Here is a 2,441-nt window from a genome sequence, read left to right as displayed (position 1 = left end):
GAGTTTTACTTCAGTAAGCAGGATGGTGTCCGTCATATAGCCCAGGAACGGGATGTCTATATGAAACTCTTCCAGATAATCAAATGGGATACAATAGATGTCAGGGATCTTCGCAGATGGTTGATAGAACTTCGTGAGTTGTGCCAAATCATAGGCCTTCGGGTTGAAGACCTCATAAATTTCAAGAGGATAGATACGCAACCAATTCCCGCTGATATTGCCCGTTACCCGGTATTAGTTTTAGACAAAAGTGGGTATTGCCTGTCTGGGGAGAAATGGGATAAGGTTATTCACAAAGATGAAGTTCGTGAAGAGATGGGCCTTTAACTTTTTCAAATACCTCTTTGTTCTGGTTTCTTTAATTTGGCTTTGTAACCTCAAGGAGAAGGTCTAACGGGAGTGGTGAAGATTGAACATAGATACCATTCTCTGATAATACCTCTTCTATCTGAATCAATTGCTTCTTGGTTGCAATCATCTGTATCGTTTCACCAGGATTGATATTTCGAATTAATAATTTTAGCAGGATTGATAAGTTTGTACAGGATTCATCCCTGATATCAGCTGGTTCAGTCATGATAAAGAAAAAAGTATACTGTTGTATTGGGCTGGATGCGTGAAAAATGAGTAGTAAGGACTTATTATTATTTTGATAAGGTAAGTTCCCAAAGTCCGGACTCGACCTCACGAACACTACATTTCCATCCTTTCATTTCTGCATAAGCTGGAATTGTATCTTTGGCAGCTGGTGGATGATCACATATGACCTTGAGTATGCCTCCTGCAGAAACCTGATCAAATGCCTCTTTCACTTTTATGAGACAGAAAGGGCAAACAACACCTGTAATATCCAGTTTTTGTTCAGACATGTTATAACCCGATTACTTTAAGGAGCCCTTTTACAAATCCCATCGTAATGATGTAGAACAATACACTTCCTACTGCCATTCCAATGACAAACCAGAGTGATTTCATGTTGCCTTCTGTTGTCATCACGAACTGTCGGAGAGGGCATCCGCCTAGGTAAACTCCAATGACACCGATTCCTGCTCCTCCTATGAGTGCAAGGATCAGATATGCTGCTGATGACATATCAGCTGGAGCTCCGGGAACTGGTGACAGAAGGCCGCTTGTTAATGCCCAGGGAAAGTGCTCAAATGCACCGGCAGTAATTGCATGGAAGACCAGGTAAGCTACAAATGCACTCACAACTATTGCAAAAAAACCCTTGAGAAGTCGTGTGTGCTTGAACAGGATATAATCTCTGAATCCTCCGATTGCACAGAATCCTGTTCTCTGCGCAAGATATCCAATAATACATCCTGCGATCAGGGTGATGACTGGGACAAGAATAACGGCTAGTTCTTTTGAGATCCAACCTGCCATTTAAAGACCTCCCTTGGAAGAGCGTTGAATCAAGATGAGAGATATCCAGACACCAACAACAATACCGATGATTCCCACAAGGGCTACCAGATCTCCATATGCAAATCTGATTGCTGCACGGTATGGGCAAGCCCCAAGAAGGAGACCAAACTGCATCAGAAGAACCCCGCCAATGAAATAGAGGATGACATCTTTAATGGATGCTGACTTTACTCTGAATTCTTTGCTCACCTTTGCAGCGATGAACCCTCCGATGAGAACACCGACCATACTCATTACCGGGAGAATGGCAGCTTTTGAAACTGCTGCAAGACCAAGGTTAGTGCCTAACCCAATGTTGAGTAGTCCATTTACAAGGTCACGTGTATGACACAGGGCACAAAATCCATATGCCTCTGGCCCTCCTGCTGAAATTGTAAGTCCCTGGACGATGGCAGCGAGGATACCTATAATAATCCCCAGAATAATGGGACCGTTTGTTCCCTCCAGGCAATTATCAAATTTCTTCATGAGAATGTCTACTCCTTCTTCACAGAAAGGTCGAGGGGTATTGCATTTTGAACAGTATACATTGCCATACAGCCGTTAAGGGCAGCAAGCCTTAATTCCTCAATTTCTGTATCTGATGCATCTGATTTTACGGAAAATATGAGGCGATATGCAGAAACAAGAGGCTCTTCGGAAATGTTAAATTGCTTTAGATAATTTAAGTCTGCCTCAATTGTTGTTTTTAGAGAAGTTACTTTGATATTTTTCTTCTCTGCGGCTGACATAAATGTAGCACTTGCACATCCAGCAATCCAGAATAACCCGTACGACATTGGACTTGGGCTTGGTCCCGGCCCTGCGAAATTTGGATGAGACAGGGAGAAGGAAACCATTCCACCGTTGGTTTTTGCCTGTGCAGTAAATTGCGGGCCTCCTTCCTCATAGCACCAGGTTCCCTCTACTTTGGTGGTAAATTTTGCATCATTAGGATTTTTCCTGATTTCTGCCTCATAGGCATCAATCTGTGCCAGGTCAATATTGTTAAGAGTCAAGATAACCGTATTAAC

The 2,441-nt window shown here is 42.8% G+C and carries 5 protein-coding genes and 1 pseudogene; 1 reads left to right on the top strand and 5 read right to left on the bottom strand.

Annotated elements, in window-relative coordinates; translation table 11 throughout:
* A pseudogene (locus VN429_RS01645) lies at window positions 1–327 on the top strand (hypothetical protein); the annotation flags it as partial.
* A 31-nt stretch (window positions 328–358) separates the two neighbouring features.
* On the opposite strand, the gene VN429_RS01640 reads toward VN429_RS01645, so the two are convergent.
* The 5 genes from VN429_RS01640 to VN429_RS01620 form a co-directional block, all read right to left on the bottom strand.
* The gene (locus VN429_RS01640) at window positions 359–577 is read right to left on the bottom strand and encodes a hypothetical protein (protein ID WP_325629099.1); all 219 of its coding nucleotides are present in this window, start codon (window positions 575–577) and stop codon (window positions 359–361) included.
* A gap of 67 nt (window positions 578–644) precedes the next feature.
* Complete coding sequence (locus VN429_RS01635) at window positions 645–869, bottom strand: sulfurtransferase TusA family protein (protein WP_325629097.1); 225 nt, start codon at window positions 867–869, stop codon at window positions 645–647.
* A gap of 1 nt (window position 870) precedes the next feature.
* Complete coding sequence (locus tag VN429_RS01630; protein WP_325629095.1) at window positions 871–1,386, bottom strand: transporter component; 516 nt, start codon at window positions 1,384–1,386, stop codon at window positions 871–873.
* Window positions 1,387–1,896 (bottom strand): YeeE/YedE thiosulfate transporter family protein, encoded by a 510-nt coding sequence (locus VN429_RS01625; protein WP_325629093.1) that lies wholly within the window; start codon window positions 1,894–1,896, stop codon window positions 1,387–1,389.
* 8 nt (window positions 1,897–1,904) lie between these two features.
* On the bottom strand, window positions 1,905–2,441 hold a 537-nt coding region (locus tag VN429_RS01620; protein ID WP_325629091.1), incomplete at its 5' end, for an OsmC family protein.

It is taken from the genome of Methanospirillum sp., from assembly GCF_035560735.1.
Taxonomy (GTDB): Archaea; Halobacteriota; Methanomicrobia; order Methanomicrobiales; family Methanospirillaceae; genus Methanospirillum.
This window is presented reverse-complemented; position numbering and strand designations above follow the sequence as displayed.